General features: G+C 62.7%; 1 protein-coding gene. It reads right to left on the reverse strand.

Going from position 1 to position 434, the window contains the following annotated elements; translation table 11 throughout:
• Window positions 1-165: 165 nt before the first annotated feature.
• A partial coding sequence (locus tag QVP03_RS12860) for an EamA family transporter (RefSeq protein ID WP_288210824.1) occupies window positions 166-434 on the reverse strand: 269 nt, incomplete at its 5' end.

Here is a 434-nt window from a genome sequence, read left to right on the forward strand (position 1 = left end):
TAATCAGTCCAAACTTTGGGGTGCACATCAAAAGGCTCTCCTTTTTGCATTCAGGCAATACTCCGTCCCGATATTCGTTTCCCCCGAATTCGGAGACGGGCACGCCGCGTGTCCTGCCAACCCGCATTCCGGACTGTTCGATCCCGCCGGATTCCCCGCCCCGGGTCAGTGCGGCGGCGCGGCCGGCGGATCGGGATGGCGGGGCGGCACGGAGTAGGAACGCAGCACGAGCCCCACGCCGACGAAGATCACCAGCGCGAAGACCACCGTATCGGCATGCAGCTTGTCCAGCCCCATCCCGACCGAAATGGCGATCGCCAGCACAGGCTGCAGGTAGGTATAGATGCTCGACACCGTGGCCGGCACGCTCTTGAGCGCATAGTTCAGCATCAGGTTCGGCAGATAGGTCGGCACCGTCAGCACGAAGAGCGTCG

The organism is Alistipes sp. CAG:29 (genome assembly GCF_000435435.1).
Lineage (GTDB): Bacteria > Bacteroidota > Bacteroidia > Bacteroidales > Rikenellaceae > Alistipes > Alistipes onderdonkii.